General features: G+C 62.4%; 17 protein-coding genes and 2 tRNA genes. 12 read left to right on the forward strand and 7 right to left on the reverse strand.

The annotated features are described in order from the left end of the window. Positions 1-18 precede the first annotated feature (18 nt). From lptF to DBR47_RS20915, 5 genes are read left to right on the forward strand one after another with little or no spacing between them, the layout of a single operon-like run. Positions 19-1,131: an LPS export ABC transporter permease LptF gene (gene lptF, locus DBR47_RS20895; protein WP_124453734.1), complete on the forward strand. Its 1,113-nt coding sequence runs from the start codon at positions 19-21 to the stop codon at positions 1,129-1,131. Then, positions 1,128-2,261 carry an LPS export ABC transporter permease LptG gene (gene lptG, locus DBR47_RS20900; RefSeq protein WP_124453736.1) on the forward strand — a complete coding sequence of 378 codons (1,134 nt, stop codon included), beginning with the start codon at positions 1,128-1,130 and terminating at the stop codon, positions 2,259-2,261. Before lptF ends, lptG begins: the two co-directional genes overlap by 4 nt. 16 nt (positions 2,262-2,277) lie before the next feature. After that, the gene (locus tag DBR47_RS20905) at positions 2,278-2,658 is read left to right on the forward strand and encodes a sirohydrochlorin chelatase (RefSeq protein ID WP_124453738.1); all 381 of its coding nucleotides are present in this window, start codon (positions 2,278-2,280) and stop codon (positions 2,656-2,658) included. Continuing rightward, positions 2,655-3,599, forward strand: a complete 945-nt coding sequence (locus DBR47_RS20910; protein ID WP_124453740.1) for a CysB family HTH-type transcriptional regulator — start codon at positions 2,655-2,657, stop codon at positions 3,597-3,599. Before DBR47_RS20905 ends, DBR47_RS20910 begins: the two co-directional genes overlap by 4 nt. Before the next feature lie 20 nt (positions 3,600-3,619). Beyond that, a complete protein-coding gene (locus tag DBR47_RS20915) occupies positions 3,620-4,810 on the forward strand; it encodes a pyridoxal phosphate-dependent aminotransferase (protein WP_124453742.1) in 1,191 nt (396 codons plus the stop codon). A gap of 42 nt (positions 4,811-4,852) precedes the next feature. Here DBR47_RS20915 and DBR47_RS20920 read toward each other — a convergent pair whose 3' ends face one another. After that, positions 4,853-7,042 carry a hypothetical protein gene (locus DBR47_RS20920; RefSeq protein ID WP_124453744.1) on the reverse strand — a complete coding sequence of 730 codons (2,190 nt, stop codon included), beginning with the start codon at positions 7,040-7,042 and terminating at the stop codon, positions 4,853-4,855. A 342-nt stretch (positions 7,043-7,384) separates the two neighbouring features. Here DBR47_RS20920 and DBR47_RS20925 point away from each other — a divergent pair, with 342 nt between their 5' ends. Next, positions 7,385-8,089 (forward strand): Crp/Fnr family transcriptional regulator, encoded by a 705-nt coding sequence (locus tag DBR47_RS20925; protein ID WP_124453746.1) that lies wholly within the window; start codon positions 7,385-7,387, stop codon positions 8,087-8,089. Positions 8,090-8,174: 85 nt separating this feature from the next. Then, entirely contained in the window at positions 8,175-9,248 is a 1,074-nt protein-coding gene (locus DBR47_RS20930) for a phosphotransferase (protein ID WP_124453748.1), read from the forward strand. A gap of 43 nt (positions 9,249-9,291) precedes the next feature. Here the strand turns inward: DBR47_RS20930 and DBR47_RS20935 are convergent, their stop codons facing one another. Beyond that, positions 9,292-10,035, reverse strand: coding sequence for a hypothetical protein (locus tag DBR47_RS20935; RefSeq protein WP_124453750.1), 744 nt, complete (start codon positions 10,033-10,035; stop codon positions 9,292-9,294). Positions 10,036-10,102: 67 nt separating this feature from the next. On the opposite strand from DBR47_RS20935, the gene DBR47_RS20940 reads away from it, so the two are divergent. Next, positions 10,103-10,795 carry a glutathione S-transferase N-terminal domain-containing protein gene (locus tag DBR47_RS20940; protein ID WP_124453752.1) on the forward strand — a complete coding sequence of 231 codons (693 nt, stop codon included), beginning with the start codon at positions 10,103-10,105 and terminating at the stop codon, positions 10,793-10,795. A gap of 110 nt (positions 10,796-10,905) precedes the next feature. Here DBR47_RS20940 and DBR47_RS20945 read toward each other — a convergent pair. From DBR47_RS20945 to DBR47_RS20955, 3 genes are all read right to left on the reverse strand, one after another. After that, a tRNA-Arg gene (locus DBR47_RS20945) sits at positions 10,906-10,982 on the reverse strand. Between the two features lie 90 nt (positions 10,983-11,072). Further along, entirely contained in the window at positions 11,073-13,067 is a 1,995-nt protein-coding gene (locus DBR47_RS20950) for an OPT family oligopeptide transporter (RefSeq protein ID WP_124453754.1), read from the reverse strand. 259 nt (positions 13,068-13,326) lie between these two features. Beyond that, positions 13,327-13,403 (reverse strand) — tRNA-Pro (locus tag DBR47_RS20955). A gap of 229 nt (positions 13,404-13,632) precedes the next feature. On the opposite strand from DBR47_RS20955, the gene trxA reads away from it, so the two are divergent. The 4 genes from trxA (at position 13,633) to DBR47_RS20975 (ending at position 17,713) form a co-directional block, all read left to right on the forward strand. Further along, positions 13,633-13,962, forward strand: a complete 330-nt coding sequence (trxA, locus tag DBR47_RS20960; RefSeq protein ID WP_124453756.1) for a thioredoxin TrxA — start codon at positions 13,633-13,635, stop codon at positions 13,960-13,962. Positions 13,963-14,213: 251 nt separating this feature from the next. Next, positions 14,214-15,479 carry a transcription termination factor Rho gene (gene rho, locus DBR47_RS20965; protein ID WP_124453759.1) on the forward strand — a complete coding sequence of 422 codons (1,266 nt, stop codon included), beginning with the start codon at positions 14,214-14,216 and terminating at the stop codon, positions 15,477-15,479. Positions 15,480-15,628: 149 nt separating this feature from the next. Next, positions 15,629-15,886 (forward strand): type B 50S ribosomal protein L31, encoded by a 258-nt coding sequence (locus DBR47_RS20970; protein WP_124453760.1) that lies wholly within the window; start codon positions 15,629-15,631, stop codon positions 15,884-15,886. Positions 15,887-16,108: 222 nt separating this feature from the next. Continuing rightward, the gene (locus DBR47_RS20975) at positions 16,109-17,713 is read left to right on the forward strand and encodes a hypothetical protein (RefSeq protein ID WP_231512428.1); all 1,605 of its coding nucleotides are present in this window, start codon (positions 16,109-16,111) and stop codon (positions 17,711-17,713) included. 103 nt (positions 17,714-17,816) lie between these two features. On the opposite strand, the gene phoR is transcribed toward DBR47_RS20975, so the two are convergent. Next, entirely contained in the window at positions 17,817-19,190 is a 1,374-nt protein-coding gene (gene phoR, locus DBR47_RS20980; protein ID WP_124453764.1) for a phosphate regulon sensor histidine kinase PhoR, read from the reverse strand. Between the two features lie 55 nt (positions 19,191-19,245). Further along, positions 19,246-19,947, reverse strand: coding sequence for a phosphate regulon transcriptional regulator PhoB (gene phoB, locus DBR47_RS20985; protein WP_124453766.1), 702 nt, complete (start codon positions 19,945-19,947; stop codon positions 19,246-19,248). Positions 19,948-19,966 lie beyond the last annotated feature (19 nt).

The raw sequence follows: 19,966 nt of genomic DNA on the forward strand, positions 1-19,966 counted from the left end.
AATAGATAAAGTGCCCGAATGTTATTCGATTCCACCGTACGTCGAGAGTTGGCCCGCAGCTTCGGCGTGACCCTCGTGGTCATCCTGACCATTGTGCTGACCATCATGCTGATCCAGACCCTGGGCCGGGCAGCCGGCGGCAATGTCGCGCCGCAAGATGTCATGCTGCTGATGGGTTATGCCTCGCTGTCCCACCTGCCCACCATGCTGTCGCTGTCGATGTTCATCGCCGTCGTCGCAACTTTGGGCCGCATGTATCGCGAGTCCGAGATGACCATCTGGTTCGCCAGCGGCATCGGCCTCACACGTTTTGTGAAGCCGGTGTTGCGCGTCGCCTCGCCGGTTTTGGCCCTGGTGATCGTGCTCAATCTGCTGCTCTGGCCCTGGGGAAATCAGAACAGCGAGCAATTGCTGGAGCGCTATCAAAAGCGCAGCGATCTCTCGCGTGTAGCGCCGGGCCAGTTCCAAACCTCAAGGGACGGCTCCAGCGTCTTCTTCATCGACCGCGACAGCGAGGATGGCCGCACCGGCCGCAATGTCTTCATCCTGACCCAGAAGGACGAGCGCGAGGCGGTGACCACCTCGGCCAAGGGTCAGATCGTGCTGGAGGGCGATGACCGCTTCCTGCTGCTGGACCATGGCCAACGCAATGAAAGCAATGCCAAGACCCAGGAAAAAACTCTGGCACGCTTTGAGGAATACAAGGTCTTGGCCGACAGCCAAGCGATGCGTGCAGCCGACAAATTGCCGCCCAAGGCCACCAGCACCCTCGATTTGTTGAGGAAACCCAACCCCGCCAACAACGCCGAGCTGACCTGGCGCTTCGGCATGATTTTGAGCTGCTTCAATATGGTCTTGATGGGCATCGGCCTGTCGGCCACCAATCCGCGCCGCGCCAATAACTGGAATCTGATGTTTGCCCTGCTCTGCGCCGTGGTGTATTTCAATCTCACCAACCTCAGCCAGGCCTGGGTGGCCAGCTCCCGGATGAGCATGCCCGCCGCCATGCTGAGCGTGCACGGCGGAGTGTTCCTGCTGGCCATTGGCCTGATGTGGTTGCGCGACCAAGGCAACCGGCTTTGCCTGCCCTTCTTGAAGCGCCGTGCCAAGCCTGAGGCGGTGGCCGCATGAGAACCGTCCGCCGCCTGCTCTACCGCGACATCGTCGGCTCGGTGCTCTTCGTCAGCCTGGCTTTTCTCTCGCTGTTCTATTTCATCGACTTTGTCGACGAGTTGGAACGCATGAGCCGCATCGGCGCGGGTGCGGCTCGCGCGGCCCTGCTCTCCCTGATGGTCTTGCCGGGGCATCTCTATGAGTTGCTGCCGATCGCCGTGCTGATCGGCAGCATCTTCTCGCTGGCCCGCATGGCCCAGTCCAGCGAGTTCACCATTTTGCGCACCGGCGGTCTGGGGCCGCGCCGCGCGCTCTCCCTGCTGGCCACCTTGGCCTTGTTCTTCGCGGTGCTGACCTTTGCCGTCGGCGACTTCCTGGCGCCCTACTTCGACAAGCAGGCTGACATTATGCGCGCCCAGCTGAGCGGCGATGTCTCGGCCAGCAGCCGTGGTGCCTGGCTCAAAGAGCACCGGGTGGTGGACGGTGAGGAGCGCAACTTCTCCATCCATGTAGGCCAGGCCAGCGCTTCCGGGGCCTTGCAGGATGTGCGCATCTTTGAGTTCAACCCGCATGGCGGCTTGATCGCCCGCATGGAGGCCAAGCGCGCCAAGGTGGACGGCAAGGGCCAGTGGCTGCTGGAGGACGTGCTGCGTAGCGAATGGCTGCAAGCCAAATCCGCCGACTCGGACAAGACCCTGGTCGCGCCGCCCGTGGTCAAGGAAGAGCGTTTGCCCAGTTGGCGCTGGGACAGCAGCCTGCATGCCGGCGTGGTGGCGGCAGCGCTTTTGCCCACGGTCTCCATGTCCACGCTGGAGCTCTACCGCTACACCGAACACCTGTCGGCCCAGGAACAATCGGCCCAGGCCCAAAACATCGCCTTCTGGCGCAAGGCCTTCTACCCCTTTGCCTGCTTTGTGATGGTGGCCCTGGCCCTGCCCTTTGCTTACCTGCATGGCCGCGCTGGCGGCATCAGCCTCAAGGTCTTTGGCGGCATCATGCTGGGCATCAGCTTTGTGCTGCTCAACAATGTGGCCGGCCATGTGGGGGTGCTGAAAGACTGGACCCCTTGGATCGTCGCCGCCTCACCCAGCCTGGCCTATATGGGCCTCTCTCTGGCCGCCTTTGGCTGGCTGGTTCGCTACCGCTGAAAGAGCGATAACTCAAATGACCGACGGACTCCTTCTCTTCGCCCATGGCGCGCGCGACCCTGCCTGGGCTCGCCCTTTTGAACAGGTGGCCGCACGCATCGCCGCCGAGCGCCCCGGCTTGCCCTGGACCCTGGCCTTTCTCGAATTCATGCAGCCCGAGCTGGAGGCCGCCGCCCATGGCCTGGCCGCACGCGGCTGCACGCGCATCCATATCGTGCCCATGTTCTTAGGCACCGGCGGCCATGTGCGCAAAGACATCCCGCCCCTGATCGCGAACCTACAAGCCCATTACGGCACCCAGATCGAATGGATCTTGCATCCCCCGCTGGGCGACCAGAGCCGGGTGCAGGAGGCCATGGCCGCCGCCAGCCTGGCTTGCTTGGAGAACATGCCATGAATTTGCACCAGTTCCGCTTCGTGCAGGAAGCGGCCCGCCGCAACCTCAATCTGACCGAGACGGCCAAGGCCTTGTTCACCTCGCAGCCCGGCGTCTCCAAGGCGATTCTGGAGCTGGAGGAAGAGCTGGGCGTGGACATCTTTTCCCGCCACGGCAAGCGCTTGCGCCGAATCACCGAGCCCGGCCAGCAGGTGTTGGCCGCGATCGAGATCATCATGCGCGAGGTCAACAACCTCAAGCGCATCGGCGAGGAGTATTCCAAGCAGGACAGCGGCACCCTGTCCATCGCCACCACCCACACCCAAGCCCGCTATGTGCTGCCCGGCCCAGTGGCCCAGCTGCGCCGCCAACTGCCCCAGGTTAGGGTCAGCCTGCACCAGGGCAACCCGGATCAAGTCGTGCGCATGCTGCTCGACGACAGCGCCGATGTGGGCCTGGCGACCGAATCCCTGGCCCAGATCGAGGAGTTGGTCACCCTGCCCTGCTATGAATGGCAGCATGTGCTGGTCGTGCCCAATGGCCACCCGCTGGCGGGCGTGGAGCGCATCAGCCTGGAGCAGCTGGCGGCCGAGCCCATCATCACCTACCACCCCAGCTTCACCGGCCGCAGCCGCATCGACCGCGCCTTCGCGGCCCGCCATCTGCACCCGAATATCGTGCTGGAAGCGATCGACTCCGACGTCATCAAGACTTATGTTCGCCTGGGCATGGGCTTAGGCATCGTGGCCGAGATGGCGGTGCGCGAAGACCCGGTGGGTGGCGATTTGCAATCCCGTCCCCTGGGCCATTTGTTTGGCCAGAACGTCACCCGCATCGCCTTCAAGCGCGGCGCCTATCTGCGCAACTACGTCTACACCTTTGCCGAGCTGCTGTCCGATCGTCTGAACCGCCATCTGCTCGAACGCGCCATGAATGGCGATGCCAACGACTACAGCCTTTGACCTCTTGCCGAGTTTTACCCTTGCCAATCGCATTGCCCGCCCTCCAAAGCCGCCTGCCCCATGTGGGCACCACCATCTTCAGCACCATGTCGGCGCTCGCGCAAAAACATGGGGCGGTCAATCTGGGCCAGGGCTTTCCTGACTTTGATTGCGACCCGGCTCTGATCGAGGCCGTGCACCAGGCCATGCGCGAGGGCCACAACCAATACCCCTTGATGAGCGGGGTGCCCGCCCTGCGCGAGGCCGTGGCCGCCAAGCTGCAAGCGCTTTACCAGGGCAGCTATCAGCCGGACAGCGAGATCACCATCACCGCCGGCGCCACCCAGGCCATCTTTACCGCCTTGCTGGCCGTCGTGCATCCGGGCGATGAAGTAATCATCCTGGAGCCCTGCTACGACAGCTACGCGCCCAATATCGAGTTGGCAGGCGGCGTGGTCGTGCGCGTGCCGCTGAGGGCAGGCAGCTTCCGCCCCGATTTCGAGCGCATCGCCGCCGCCATCAGCCCGCGCACCCGCGCCATCGTCATCAACACCCCGCACAACCCCTCGGCCACCGTCTGGACCGAGGCCGAGATGCTGCAATTGGCTGCGCTGCTGCGCGACACGCCGATTCTGCTGATCAGCGATGAGGTCTACGAACACATGGTGTTCGACCAAAAGCAGCACCACAGCGTGGCTCGCTTCCCGGAGCTGGCGGCGCGCAGCTTCATCGTTTCCAGCTTTGGCAAGACCTATCACGTGACCGGCTGGAAGGTCGGCTATGTGGCCGCGCCCGCCGCCCTCACCCGCGAGTTCCGCAAGGTCCACCAGTACAACGTGTTCACCGTCAACACACCCATGCAGCTGGGCTTGGCCCGCTATATGGCCGACGCCGCGCCTTACCTGCAGCTGCCCGATTTTTACCAAGCCAAGCGCGACCACTTCCGCGCAGCCCTCAGCCAGACCAAGCTCAAGCTCCTGCCCTGTGAAGGCACTTACTTCCAGTGCGTGGACATTGCCGAGGTGGAGCGCTTTGCGCAGCAAGGCCTGCGCGGTGACCTGGCTTTTTGCGAGTGGCTGACGGCCGAGATCGGTGTGGCCGCCATTCCCATGTCGGCCTTCAGCACCGGGCCAGAGGCCAAAGATCTGGCCCAGCAAACCGTCGTGCGCTTCTGCTTTGCCAAAAAAGAAGAGACCCTGGCTCAGGCCCTGAGCCTGCTGCAAACGCTCTGAGCAAAAGGGCAGAAGGGGAAAAGGGCCGGATTCGGCCCAATCTCAAACCTTGCGAATCAGCGGCGCCTCGTCCAGCAAGATGTCAACGCCCGCATCCGCCGACGGCGCCTGGTCGGGGGCTTGCCAGACCATGGTGGCCATCAAATCCATGCCGGCCTCGCCCTGCTCCGGCGCGTCCAAAGGCAAGAAGAGATCCACCGATTCGCTGCGCACCTCATGCTCGGAGAGATCGCGCGCGACGCTGTAAAGCAGCAGCAGATCCAGATAGGCAGGCAGCTCGAAACCGATGGACTGTTCGTCCCCCTTGGCCAGCAGGCTTTGCACCGTGGCCATGCTGCCGTGGCTATTGGACCAGCCCAGCTGCAACAAGCTCATCACCTCGGTATAAGCCTCCAGATGCCGCCCTCGGCGCATGTCCTGACCCCAGGTGGGCGGCAGGCCATGGAAGCGACGCGCAAAGCGGTCGGCCACATCATTGAAGCCCTGCATATTGCCCTGGCGCTGATAGATCTCCATCAGCTTCAGATAGGGCAAGGCACTGGCGGTTTCGGTGTGGATATGAACCAGCAGCAATTCCACCGCCGCCTCGGTCTGGCCCAGCACCAGGAAGAAGTCCACCTGCTGCTCCAGATCGATCAACTCTTCCACGCTGACATGAGCGGCATCGCCATGCTTGTCGAGCGCAGTCGAACGAGCGGCGGCTGGTGCCGGGCTGGGGGCCGGGGCGGGCGTTTGAGCACCCGGCCATTCCAGGCCCGGGTCCTCGGCTTCCTCCACCAGCTGCACACTCAGCGGCTCCAAGCCGCCAAAGCCGCTGGGTCTGGCTTCGCTCACCACGGCTGGCGGGCCGGCCTCGGTCTGGCCCGCAGCTGCGCTCAGGCCACGGCCGAGCGAGAACATATCCTGGACCTGGCCCTCGTCACCCTGTTGCAAGGGGCCGCCAGGGGCCAGATCGGGCGAGGCCTCGGCCTCAAAAATATGCGGCAAGACGATGGTCTGCTCATCAGGGAATGGCCCGCCAGCAGCACGCGTCGACGCGCTTGCGGCAGCAGCAGTCACAGCAAGCGGCGGCAGCACTGAGGCCTGCGGCTGGCCGCTCGGAGCCGGGGCTTCGCCAGCTCCCTCGCCGGAGGCGCTGGACTCCCGCCACCAGGCCGCCTCGCGCAAGCTGCGCTCGCGCTGGCGGCTCAGCCACAAATAGGCCGACAGGCCCGCCAGGCCCAGGGCAGCGCCGATCAAACCCAGATTCAAGGCCGACCATGGCCCGGCCTCACCTTGGCTGGCCAGCTCGCTGCGCAGGGCCAGCACACGCGCTTCGGTGCCTTGCTTGTCGCGCCGCAGCTTGCTCAGGCCTTCTTCCAGTTTCTGCAATCGCTGCAAGGCTTCGGCATCGCTCAAGAGCTGGCCCGGCGCGGCGGACTCGGCCGTCGCCAGAGCGACGGGCAAGTCCTCGGGAGCATCCAGACGCAAACGCGGCGTCGAGGCCGGCTTGCTACTGGGCTTGAGAGCCTGGGCCTCGTCCGCCTTGGCCTTTTGTTTGCTCTTGGGCTTGACGACTTTTGGCTCCGCCGCGCTCGCTGGGGCCGCACTTGCCAGCGCCATCGAAGGCTCGGCGGTTTGGCTGCCGGATGCTAGTTTTTTGCTCTTGGGCTGAGCCGGCCCAGGCTTGCTCGGCGCAACAGCGGTCGAACTCTGCAGCGGCTCGCCCAGCAAGGCTGCGGGCTGCGCACCGGCGCTGGCCAGGGCGGCGCGCATGGCCGGTGAATAATTCCGTGGGCTTGGGGCGCTGGCCTCCTCCGAAGAGGCTTGGTTCTGCGCATTGGGCGGATCCATCAAAGCGCTGTACTGGCGCACCAGGCGCGCCGGGCAGCCCACGCTGAGATTGACGTTGATGATGGGCTCATCAATCGCCACCGCGCTGCGCAGCCGCAGGCCTCGAACCGAGGCCTCGCTGGCGCCTTCCAGCTGAATACGTAGCTGGCTGGCGGCGATCCGGTTTTCACCCGAGAACACCTCGGCCTGCACGCAGTCAGCACTGAGGGTCTCGCCAGGGCTTAGCCGCACGGGGAAGAGAAGATTCAGAGGCTGACCCAAACCCGACTGCGCCTGCGGTCTATCCACACCCAAGGCCAAGGCCTGACCCGTCATCCCAAGTGAGAAAAAGGCCAGCAAGAAGACGCCGAGACTGGTGGGGCGAAGACGGTGTGGAGGCACTTCTTGATCTCGGTCCATGCCGTGGGCAAATGTTGTTTTCTGCACTCTAGCATGGCCACCCAGCACCCCAGACCCAGGCCGCTCACACTCCCCTCACTCATGGGTCGACCCCGTTGTAGCCATGCTGACAGGCCCGATAGGCGCCGCTTGCTTTTTGGTTTAGCAGTCGAGCCGACTCTCGGCCCGGCCAGGTCGCGCCTGGCCGCTTCACAGCGATTTGGGCGCCGTCTTGATTCACAAAAAAACTCGCGTTTAGCTTGTGTTTCGCAAGGTATTTTTCCGGCCGCCGCCAAGGGCAGCAAGCTCGTAGACAATAAGCCGCAACACGGCAGCCTCCTGCTGTCACGTCAGCGACTCAGCATGAATAGTACGGTTCTTACAATTTCCGAACGCAGCAATATCGAATCGGGGTCGTGGTTTTCCAAGCTGTCACCAACTCTACGCAGCGACATTCTTTCCCGAGCCTCGGTGCGCCGTCTGGGCGATGGCGCCCTGCTGTCCTGCCGTGGCGAACCCGCCGAGGAATGGGTGGGCGTGGCCAAGGGTGCGGTACGGGTCAGCTCCGTCTCACTGGCGGGCAAGCAGATCTCGCTGACCTATGTGGAGCCCGGCACCTGGTTTGGCGACATCTCCTTGTTCGACGGCTTGCCGCGCACCCACGATGCCACGACGCATGGCGACACCACCTTGCTGGTGGTGCGCAAACCCGATTTCAAGCAACTGCTGCAATTGCACAGCGAGCTTTACGAGGCCTTGCTACGCCTGAACTGCCGGCGCCTGCGCCTGATGTTCGACGCGGTCGAGGACCTCAATACCCGGCCGCTGGCCTCGCGCCTTGCCAAGCAGATTCTGCTGTTGGCGCGCTCCTACGGCGTGCCGCAGGGCGAGGAGATTCGCATCGGCCTGCAACTGGCGCAAGAAGATCTGGCCCAGCTACTCGGCGCCTCGCGCCAGCGAGTCAATCAGGAGCTCAAGGGCTTCGAGCGCGACGGTGCCGTGCGAGTGGAGCCCACCCGCCTGGTGGTACTCAGCAAGGAAAAACTGATGGCCATCGCCAGCCGTTAGCAGCGGGCGCCGCAAGGCCGCGCCGTGCTGCAGAGGCTGATGAGGCCGTTCTCATTCAACGCAGCACAATCTTTTGAAGCGAGCCATGGACGCCTTTACCGGAACACGAGCCCTCAGCCAAGCCCTAGACACCGAGGCGCTGAGTGCCTGGATGCAAGCCCACATCCCCGGCTTTGCCGGCCCCTTGAGCCTGGAGCAATTCAAGGGCGGCCAGTCCAACCCGACCTACAAACTCATCACACCGCAACGCAGCTATGTGATGCGCAGCAAGCCGGCGCCGGTGGCCAAGCTCCTGCCCTCGGCCCATGCCATTGAGCGCGAATTCACCGTGATGCGCGCCCTGGCCGGCAGCGAGGTGCCGGTGCCCGCCATGCTGGGTTTATGCGAAGACGAGTCCGTCATCGGCCGCGCTTTCTATCTGATGGAGTTCATGCCCGGCCGCATCTTCTGGGATCAAGCCCTGCCCGGCATGCACAAGGCGGAGCGTGGCGCCATCTACGCAGAAATGAACCGCGTCATTGCGGCCTTGCACAAGGTTGACTTTGCCGCCCTGGGTCTGAGCAGTTATGGCAAACCGGGCAACTACTTCGAGCGCCAGATCGGCCGCTGGAGCAAGCAGTACCTGGCCTCCGTGACCCAGCCCATTGAGGCCATGGATCGCCTGATCGAGTGGCTGCCTCAGCACATCCCGGCCTCGGCCAGTGACGCCAGCGAAGTCGCCATCGTGCACGGCGACTTCCGCATCGACAATCTGGTCTTTCACCCGGAAGAGCCTCGCGTCATCGCCGTGCTGGACTGGGAGCTCTCCACCCTGGGCCACCCCCTGGCCGACTTCAGCTACCACTGTATGTCCTGGCATATCCAAACCTCGGGCGTGGCCCGCGGCCTGGGCGGCAAAGACCTGGCGGCCCTGGGCATCCCGGACGAATTGAGCTATGTCCGCAGCTATTGCGAACGCACCGGCCGCAGCGATGTCGCGAGGGTGATGAGGGACTGGAATTTTTATCTGGCCTACAACCTGTTCCGCATCGCCGCCATCTTGCAAGGCATCGCCAAGCGGGTGGAAGACGGCACCGCCTCCAGCCAGCAAGCCCGGGAAGCGGGAGCTGGCGCCCGCCCGCTGGCCGAGCTGGCCTGGCAGTTCGCACAGAAGGGCTGATCGGCCGCCTGCCCCGGCCTGAAGAGCCCTAAGCCCTACGGGCTCAGTGACGCGAGCTGTCCTCTTCCGGCCGCGAACTCTGCCAAGCCACCGAGGTCGTGGTCGGCCAAGGGCCTCGGTCCGAAAGCTTGCCATTGATGCGCTGCGCCTCGCGGCAAGCCACCTCCAGCAAGCGCACCAAGGCCTGGATCTTGGGCAGCGAGGGTTCGGTCATGGCCGTACGCAAGTACACATTGCCTCGCATGGTCATCAGCACAAAAGGATGACCCTCGGGCAGCAGGTCCTGGCTGGACTGAGCCAGCAATTCGCTCAACTCGCCCTCAATCCAATCCGCCGTCAACTCCTTGTTGACGCCCAAGGCCCCAAAGCGCTGGCGCACCAGCTTGGAACTCATCTGGCTGAGCTTGGGGAACATCACCAGCCAGCGCATCTCCTCGGGCGTGTCGGTATCGACCCGGGTCTTCAAGGTGTCGGTATAGGCCTCAAAAACAATGCGCTCCAGCACCTCCATCAACTGGCGGCACAAAACCATCATCTGCAGATCGCTGTGCAGGCGCAGCTCGCAGCGCATGCGCAACTCCGTGCCCTCAATATAGGCGCGCTGTGAGGCGCCCCACTCGATGCGCAAGCTGCCGGGCAAGGCCTTGGGCTGGTCGATCAAAAAGCCGCGTCCATCCTTGGCCAGGCGAAACTGTCCTTGGCGACTCTCGGCCCAATCGTGAATAGGGCGCCAGCGCGCCGCATTGGCACGCGCCACCAGCCAGCGTTTGACTTGCTTTAAAAACATGAGCTAGGACAATGCATAGACATAGGGCCCGCGCCCCTGACCGAATTTGAAATTTGGAGAAGCCCCCATGATTGATCTTTACTCATGGCCCACACCCAACGGCCACAAAGTTCACATCATGTTGGAAGAATGCGGTCTGCCCTATCGGGTGATCCCCGTGGACATCGGCAGCGGCGCTCAGTTTGAAGCCAAATTCTTGGCGCTCAGCCCGAACAACAAGATCCCAGCCTTGGTCGACAGCGAGGGCCCGGACGGCCGCCCCATCAGCCTGTTCGAGTCGGGCGCGATTCTGCTCTACCTGGCGGGCAAGAGCGGGCGCTTTTTGCCACGGGACACGAGCGGAAAGTACGAGGTATTGCAATGGCTGATGTTCCAGGTGGGAGGCGTGGGGCCGATGCTGGGGCAAGCCCATCATTTCCGGGTCTACGCCAAGCAAAAGATGGACTACCCCATCCAGCGCTACAGCAGTGAAGCACAAAGGCTTTACACGGTGATGAACACGCGCCTGGCGGCCAGCACTTATATCGGTGGCAAAGAATACAGCATCGCCGATATGGCGATCTTCCCCTGGCTGCGCTCCTGGAAGAACCAGGGCGTGGAGCTGAGCGACTATCTACACCTGAAGGGCTGGTTTGACGAGATCGCCGCCCGGCCTGCCGTGCAGCGAGGTCTGGCGGTCATGGCCGATCTGCGCAAGCCCCAGCTCGACGAGCAGGCACGCGAAAACCTATTTGGCGAGACGCAGTACAAAAAGCACTGAGGCCCAAGGCCTGCCAAAGAAGCGCAAAACGAGAGGGTGTTGACGGCGCGACCTGAGGCGGCGCGGCGGGGCCAAGAATCCTGAACAGGACCTGCCCAAAGTAGCCAGAGTGGCCCGACCAGCAAGAATCGAACTTGCAACCGCCCGCTTAGAAGGCGGGTGCTCTATCCAGTTGAGCTATGGTCGGTTGGAGGCCCGAGTCACTCGCTAGTGGGTGACTCAGGCCCTGCCCTTGCGGGGTCGTGATTGTGCCATGGCACAAGCCCCGCAAAAACGATCAGCTCAACATCACGTTGATGATGGCATTGCCGATGCCCATCAGAGCCGCACCGGAGATCAGGCCGGCACAGATGGGCTCGCAGCCTTCCACCCAGATGCGATTGCCCTTGGTGCCGGGCGTCTTGTTGCGGCGACCCATGATCCAGAACAGCAAGGCGCCCAAGAACATGGCCAGCACGGACTCAGGCGGCAGCACCACGCCCAGACCGATGGACACGGAGGACAGGGGGAAGCGACCCTTGGTCACGATGCGCGCCAACTCGATCAGCACGGCCGAGACGGCTGCGATGATCATGGCGGTGATGGCCGAAGCCGGCAGGCCGCTCAAGCCCTTGGCGATGATCTCGGCCACGCCCTTCCACTGCAGCGCAGCGGGGAAGGCAAACTGGTCGGTCACGATGGTGGCTGTCGAGCGCAGGCCGTTGGCATCTGCGGGCAAGAACAGCAGATAGAACAAGGGCACGCAGGCCAGGACGCCGGCGATCACGCCGATCACATGGCCCACAGCCTGGTGACGCGGCTTGCCACCCAGCATATAGCCGGGCTTGATGTCGGACAGCAGATTGGCGGCATTGCTGGCGATGTCCGAGGTCATGCCGGCCGGCAGCAGATTGCTGGCCGGATTGCTACGGTCGATCGCGCCCATGGTGAACTGGGTGATCTTGGCCAGGGCGCCGGTCGGCGTCCAGGAGGTCAAGGCCATCGCGTTGGTGCAGATCACCGTCAACACGAAGATCAGGGGCAGCGAAACCAGGGCCAGCAGCCAAGGCACACCGAAGAAGCTGTGCGCCAGGGTTGCGCCTAAGAGGCTGAAGATGGGCACGCCCACATAGGACACCCAAAGCGGCACTTCGATATGCGAGAGCAGATCCTTGCCAGGCGCGGCGGCAGCCACGGCCTTCTTCTTGCCAAAGGACTTGAAGGCGCTGGTGAACATTTCAGGCTTGGCCAGCAAGCCCATCAGCGCACCCACCACCATCATCGTGACGGCCCACCACAACGACCATTGGTTGACGATTTCCACCCGCGAGATCGGCACCAAATTGCCGTTAGGCGCCACGCGTTGCGTGATGTCACCGGCCTGAATCATCAGCGGCGCCAGGACCGCGAAGTTCAGGAAAGAACCCAGCAAGCAGCTGGTCGCCACGGCAATACCCATCAGGCCGCCGACGCCCAGCATCGCGGCGTCCAGCGTGAAGCGCAGGCCCAGGACGCGGAAGTCGGTACCCAAAATCTTGGGCAACCACATCTCGGCCTTGACGGCAGCCTGGTAGTAATAAGTGTCCAGGCGCTCATGCAGAACCCAGGGCTCTTTCACGCCAGCCCATTGGTCCATGCGCAGAATCTTGAACTGCAGCAACTTCATCCAACCATCGCTGACAATGGCTTGATAGGCCGCGGTACCACCCGCCACCCAGCCGAGCAGTCGTGCCTTGAACATGCCTTCGCCGGCATCGCCGTTGTAGAGCGAGTCCAGCACCACACCGCTGGCCCGGCCCTCCGGGAAGGGCAGCTGCTCTTCATTGATGAAGCGACGCTTCATCGGGAAGGCCACCAGCACACCCAAGATGGAAATCACGATGATCCAGGTCATCATCTGCCACCAGGGGATGATGCGCTCGGTGATCAACATATAGGCCGACAAGCTCGAGATCATGGGCATCACCGCATAACCGGCCGCCGTTGCGATGGACTGGGTGCAGTTGTTCTCGAGGATGGTGTAGTCATCCGCCAGTCCGGCGCTGCTCAAGGCCTTGAACAAGGCAAAAGACAAGATGACCGAGGTCAGGCCGACGCCAATGCCGATGCCGGTCTTGGCGCCGATGTACAGGGCTGTTGCTGCCAAGATCCCGCCCAGCAAAAAGCCGGTAAAGCCAGAGCGCAGGCTCAGCTGAGGCATATCGCCACGGAAGATGTTCTTGAACCACCACTCGTCTTTTTGCGCGCGAGTCCAGGTTCGGATCTGCTCGTCGGTCAGTTGTTGAATAGCCATGATCAGAGGTCTAGGTTTGAAGCCCTGGTTGAGGGCTCAGAAATGGGGTCGGTAAACCCGAAGCCGCGAAGTGTCCCTGCTTCCAATCGTTTCGGTAAGCCGAGATAACCCAAAGATGTCGCCGCCTGAACCCAAAAATCGGCTGCAGCGGGCACCTCACCTTAAAGCGGGCATGAAAAAACCCGCTGCAGGCTATTCGCTTGCAGCGGGTTATCCAATTTTTGTGCATTTGAGCTTGAGGCTCTTGTGCGAAAGGTCTTGGTCGGGGCGGCGGGATTCGAACTCGCGACCCTCTGCTCCCAAAGCAGATGCGCTACCAGGCTGCGCTACGCCCCGACTAAGACCATGATTCTAGCCTGAATATCTCACCCCCTTGGGGACTTTCTGCAAATTTTTTGAAATAGGCGAAATTTCATCGCCATGAGCCGACGCAAACAAGGAAAACCCGGCTCGCCTGCGAGGCCCTGCCTTTGTGTCAAAATCACCCAGCACCAACGTAAGCCCTTACCGGTGCCCCAAGCGACAAGACAGCGGCAAACCAGTCGGCCCGCCCCAAGGACAAGCAATGAGCAGCGAATTGATCAAACATATTTCTGACGCATCTTTTGACAATGATGTGATCAAAGCCGGCAAGCCCGTGCTGGTGGACTACTGGGCTGAGTGGTGCGGCCCCTGCAAGATGATCGCCCCCATCCTGGACGAAGTGTCCAAGGACTACGGCGACCGCCTGCAGATCACCAAGATGAACGTCGACGAGAACCGCGAAGTTCCCGCCAAATTCGGCATCCGCGGCATTCCCACCCTGATGTTGTTCAAAGACGGTCAGCTGGCCGCCACCAAGGTTGGCGCTTTGTCGAAAGCACAATTGACGGCCTTCTTGGACGCCAACCTATAATCACCTCATAATTGCATTTGCGAACCCAGGGGCAATGACCCCTTCGGTTCGCAAATTTCGCAGTTTGCCAACACGCCCAGCCCGGCAAAGATTCGACCTGGCGCGTGGACTCGGCACCCAAGCTCCCGCGTTTTTTTCTTGCGTTGCGTGTTTTGCCCGACTTGGCTCGGGCGGCAAGCTGATCGCTGGTTGCCGAAGTATTTGTCACTGATTCTTGGCAGAATTTTTGACCCCCTACCGGGTGTTCACCCATGCATCTTTCCGAACTGAAAGCGCTACACGTCTCCGAGCTCATCAAGATGGGCGAGGCGCTTGAGATCGACAACGTCGCTCGCATGCGCAAGCAGGAGTTGATGTTTGCCATCATGAAGAAGCGCGCCAAAGCCGGCGAACAAGTGTTCGGCGACGGCGTACTTGAAGTCTTGCCCGATGGCTTTGGCTTTTTGCGCTCCATCGACGACAGCTATATGGCGTCGACGGATGACATCTATCTGAGCCCCAGCCAGATCCGTCGCTTCAATCTCCACACCGGCGACATGATCGAAGGTGAAGTGCGCGTGCCCAAGGATGGCGAGCGCTACTTTGCCCTGGTCAAAGTTGACCGCGTCAACGAACTGACGCCAGAGGAGAGCAAGCACAAGATCATGTTCGAGAACTTGACGCCACTGTTCCCACGTGAACAGTTCAAGCTCGAACGCGATAACTTCAAGGGCGAAGAAAACGTCACTGGCCGAATCATTGACCTGATTGCCCCAATCGGCAAAGGCCAGCGCGCCCTGATCGTCGCTCAGCCCAAGACCGGCAAGACCGAGATGATGAAGAGCATCGCGCACGCGCTGGTGGCCAATCATCCCGAGTCCCATCTGATCGTGCTGCTGGTGGACGAGCGCCCCGAAGAAGTGACCGAAATGATCCGCACCGTGCGCGGTGAAGTGATCAGCTCGACCTTCGACGAACCGGCCGCCCGCCACGTGCAAGTCGCCGAGATGGTGATCGAGCGGGCCAAGCGCCTGGTCGAACTCAAGAAGGATGTGATCATCCTGCTGGACTCCATCACCCGCCTGGCCCGCGCCTACAACAACGTCTTGCCCTCCTCGGGCAAGGTCTTGACTGGCGGCGTGGATGCCAACGCCCTGCAACGCCCCAAGCGCTTCTTCGGTGCGGCGCGCAAGGTCGAAGAAGGCGGCTCGCTGACCATCATCGGCACCGCGCTGATCGACACCGGCAGCCGCATGGACGAGGTGATCTACGAAGAGTTCAAGGGCACGGGCAATTGCGAGATCCATCTGGATCGCCGCATGGCCGAAAAGCGTGTCTACCCCTCGATCCTGATCAACAAGTCCGGCACCCGCCGCGAGGAGTTGCTGCTCAAGCCCGAGATCCTGCAAAAGAGCTGGATCTTGCGCAAGCTGCTTTACAACATGGACGAGATCGAAGCGATGGAGTTCGTGCTGGACAAGATGAAGTCCACCAAGAACAACCTCGATTTCTTCGACATGATGCGTCGAGGCGGTTGATTCCACAGGACTTCAGGGCGGGCTCGCACCCTGCCCTGCTGCCTGGGCTAGCCCGGGCAGCAAACTTCAAGCTATAATCCTCGTTTTCCTCCGCCAGAAAGTGCGTCACATGGTGTGGCGTGGCTACCGGCACCGCAGAGAGATACCCCATGAAAGACGGCATTCACCCCAATTACCGCGACGTTTGCTTCGTGGATCAATCCAACGGCTTCAAGTTCGTCACGCGCTCGACCATGGGCAGCAAAGAAACCGTGAAGATGGAAGACGGCCGCGAGTTGCCGTTGATCAAGCTGGAAACCACCAGCGAGTCGCACCCCTTCTACACCGGCCAGCAAAAGAGCATCGACAACCTCGGCGGCCGCGTCGAGAAGTTCCGCAACAAGTTTGCAGGCTTCGCCAAGAAGTAAGCCCTCCCAGGCTGAATCAAAAAGGGCAGCTCCGGCTGCCTTTTTTTTCGTCTGAAGTTTTCACTCAGGTCTCGCGGCCTGACCATGCCCGCAGCTCTTGCACCAAAGCAATTTGGTCACCAGATTTCTGCGGCATGATTGCCAAGCTCAAAAACTTTGCCCCGACTTCCCCGCGTGAATCTACCTAGCCCTGCCATCGTTGCCGTTCGCGGCGCCCAACGCATGCCTCGACTGGCGCTGCTGCTGTTTTGCGCCGCCTATGTCCTGCCCGGCCTGTTCGGGCGAGAGCCCTGGCGCAATGCGGATCTGAGCTCCTTCGGTTTCATGGCCAGCGTGGCCCAAGGTCACGCCCCCTGGTGGCAGCCCAGCATCGCCGGCCTGCATGCAGAGGGCGGCCCCCTGCCCTACTGGATTGGGGCCCTGGCCATCAAGGCCCTGCCCATGGTGGAGCCAGCCTTCGCCGCCCGCCTGCCCTATGCCCTGATTCTGGTCTTGGTCCTGGTGCTGGTTTGGTACAGCTGCTTCCATCTGGCGCGCACCGAAGCGGCCCAACCGGTCGCCTTTGCCTTTGGCGGCGAAGCCCAGTCGGTGGACTATGCACGCACCCTGGCCGATGGAGGACTGCTGGCCCTGATCGCCTCGCTGGGCCTGCTCCAGCTGGGCCATGAGACCACGCCCGAGCTCATGCAATTGCTGGCCAGTGCCCTCTATCTCTACGGCCTGGCCGCCGCTCCCTTTCGCATCGCCAAGGCACGCTGGGCGGTGATGATCTCTCTGCCGGTTTTGGCCGCCAGTGGTGCGCCTGCGGTAGCGGTGGTCTACGCCTTGATCGGCGCTTACCAATGCCATCGATCCCAGTATGCCCAGGTGCGAGAGCTGAGCTTGTGGCTTTTGATCTCCGGCATGTTGGCCACCATCAGCGCCTGGGAGTTCAATGCCTGGGCTTGGCGGGTCGAGCCCACCCTGGGCGCACAACTGCCGCTGGACTTTTTGAATCTGCTGGCCTGGTTCTGCTGGCCCGCCTGGCCCTTGGCCGCCTGGACCTTGTGGCGCTGGCGTGCCCATTGGCAACGCCGCCATATCTTCGTGCCGCTCAGCACCGCCCTGGTCGCCATGGCCACCAGCTTGCTGATGGCCGCCTCGGATCGCGCCCTGCTGCTGGGACTGCCTGCTTTTGCCGTGCTGGCGGCCTTTGCCCTGCCGACCTTGAAGCGCAGCCTGGCAGCGGCCATGGACTGGTTCTCGGTGTTTTTCTTCAGCGCGGCCGCCTTGTTCTTCTGGGTCTACTACGTTTCCATGCAGCTGAATTGGCCGGCCACGCCCCTGGCCAATTTGCGCCGCCTAGCCGACGGATTTGAGCCGCAGTTCAACGCCCTGGCTCTTGCTCTTGCCCTGTGCGCCACCATCGCCTGGCTGGCCTTGGTGCGCTGGCGCACGGCCCGCCATCAACACGCGTTGTGGAAGAGCTTGGTCTTGCCGGCAGGTGGCGTGGCCTTGTGCTGGCTCTTGGCCATGACGATTTTGCTGCCCTTTGCCGACTATGTGCGCAGCGACCAGGCCCTGGTGAGTCACATCAGGACGCATGTGCCCATCGACAGCAACTGCCTGGCCGCACCACAGCTTTCGCTGGCCACCTTGGCTGCGCTCGAGTTCCGTGGTGGCTGGCGGGTAGAGGCCAGGACGCCCTTGGGCGAGAGCGCCTGCGGCTTCGCCCTGCAAGCGGCCAAGGCCTCCGTCCCCGCGGGCTGGTCCTCAATTGCCCTGACGCAAAGACCCATGGACCGAGAGCCCAGCTTCCGCATCCTGCAGAGGCAATCTCGGGACTGATAGACCCGGTATGCAAGGACAAAGAAAAGGGGCCAAGCTCGCAAAGCTTGGCCCCTTTCTCATATCAATCGCTTGCCTTGAGCAAGGACCGGCTATCTGCAGCTCAATCCACGGTCAAGCCATCACCACCCGACCAAGCCGCTGCCTCCACACCCAAGGCCGGCTCGCCCGCATGACGCACTCTTGCGGGAGGGAACTGCAGATTGAAGCGCGAGCCCTTGCCGGCCTCGCTCTGAATCGACAACTCGCCGCCGTGACGCTGCACCACATGCTTGACGATGGACAGACCCAGGCCCGTCCCCCCAGTTTCGCGAGAGCGGCTGCCATCCACGCGGTAGAAGCGTTCGGCCAGACGAGGCAGATGTTCGCGCGCAATGCCCAGGCCCGTGTCCTGCACACTCAGCTCACCGGCGCCATCTGGCAGCTCACGCCAGACCACGTCGATCTGTCCACCGGCCGGCGTGTAACGCACGGCATTGGTGACCAGATTGGCGGCCGCGCTGAGCAACTCCGACTCCACGCCCGCCAATTCCACCTGAGTAGCCGGCTGAACCTTGATCTCATGCTTGCCAGCCGAAAGCGCCACCGCATCGGACTGAATCCGGCCCAGCAAAGCATCGAGAGAAATCCAACGATCCGCCGCCGGCCTGGGGCTGCCTTCCAGCTGAGCCAGGGTCAGCAGATCGCTGACCAAGCCTTGCATGCGCTCGGTTTGCTGGCCCATCAGGGTCAACACACGACGTCGCTCGGCCTCGGTCAGGGGCAAGGAACTCATGGTCTCGATAAAGCCCGAGAGCACGGTCAAAGGCGTACGAATTTCGTGCGAGACATTGGCCACGAAGTCGCGCCGCATGGCATCGGCCCGCTCGCGCTCGGTGATGTCCTGGCTCAGCACCAGGCGCATGCCCTCGCCATAACAGCGCACCACGACGGATAGCGTGCCTTGGCCGCGCACATTGCTCAGCAACAAGGGGGCTTCAAAATGGCCGGCCTGCAAAAAGGCGACAAAAGCAGGTGAGCGGACCAGATTGGTGATGCGCTGACGCAGGTCCCGCTGCGGGTCGAGCGAGAAGTGATCGGCCGACACCCGGTTGCACCAGAGGATGTGATCCTGGCCGTCCAGCATCAACACCCCATTGGGCGAGGCCTCGATGGCGGACAAAAATTGCTCCAGCTGCAGGCGTTCGCGGGCGATGACTTTCTCGCGGTCACGCACCGCTCGCTCCATGCGATAGCCCAGCTCGCCCCATAAGCCGGTGTCACGCGGCGCCACATCCAGCTGCGAGCCGCGCAGCCACAGCAAGAGCCGATGGCCGCGCACCGCATCGATCAGCACCAAGGCACCGACCGCGGTAGCCGCCCCCAAGGCCTCGGCCAGCAAAGGAATATCAAACAGCTTGCCGGCCCAAAGGCCGACGAAGGCACCCATGACCACCGCCAGGGCAGCCAAAACAAATCTCGGCAACAACCAACTCACCTGAACTCCCGGTTCTGGTTGATCAAGTAAAACAGGGGCTTGTTAGCCCCTGATCTCAAGCCTGCAGAGCAGCCGACAGCTGCGTCAGCCGGTAGCCCGCACCCCGCACGGTCTCAATCATGCGCGCGCAATGCACCCGCTCCAGCGCCTCACGCAAGCGCTTGACGTGCACGTCGACGGTACGCTCTTCAATGAACACATGGTCGCCCCAGACCCTGTCGAGCAGCTGCGAACGGCTGTGCACGCGCTCGGGATGGGTCATGAAGAAATGCAGCAGGCGGAACTCGGTCGGGCCCAGCTTGACCTCGGCACCTTCGCGGCTGACGCGGCGGGTGCCTGGGTCCAGGCTAAGGCCGGAAATTTCTACCAGCGAGTCCAGGGCCTCGGGTGCCTTGCGCCGCAGCACCGCACGGATGCGGGCCAGCAACTCATTGGTCGAGAAAGGTTTGGTGAGATAGTCATCCGCGCCGGCATCTAGGCCGGAGACCTTGTCGGTCTCCTCGGCTCTGGCGGTAAGCATGATGATGGGCAATTCCTTGGTGCGTACGGCGGAGCGCCATTGCCGCGCCAAGGCCAAACCCGACTGGCCGGGCAACATCCAGTCCAGCACCACCAGATCGGGCAGCACCCGATCCACTTCGTACTGGGCCTGGTCCGCGCTGGAGGCCAGGGTCACTTCAAAACCTGCGTGACGCAGATTGATGGAAATCAGCTCGGCAATCGCCGACTCGTCTTCCACCACAAGAATTCGGCTCATATTCTTCCCTCGTGTCTGG

The organism is Paucibacter sp. KBW04, from assembly GCF_003852425.1.
Taxonomy (GTDB): domain Bacteria; phylum Pseudomonadota; class Gammaproteobacteria; order Burkholderiales; family Burkholderiaceae_C; genus Paucibacter_A.